1 protein-coding gene is annotated in these 237 nt (G+C 70.0%); it reads left to right on the forward strand.

Translation table 11 applies throughout. The features are described from left to right. Positions 1-237: L-serine ammonia-lyase, iron-sulfur-dependent, subunit alpha (locus AC5RUO_RS20050; protein ID WP_494104451.1), on the forward strand; the 237-nt coding region annotated here is incomplete at both ends.

Raw genomic sequence — 237 nt, forward strand, 5'->3', positions numbered from 1 at the left:
GGGTGCTGTACAAGGAGCAGGCCTCGATCTCCGGGGCGGAGGTCGGCTGCCAGGGCGAGGTCGGGTCGGCATCATCGATGGCCGCCGCCGGTTTGGCCGAGGTGATGGGCGGGTCCCCCGCACAGGTGGAGAACGCGGCCGAGATCGCGATGGAACACAACCTGGGCCTGACCTGTGACCCGATCGGCGGGCTGGTCCAGGTGCCCTGCATCGAACGGAACGCGATCGCGGCCGCGA

It is taken from the genome of Arthrobacter sp. Y3221087, from assembly GCF_059089905.1.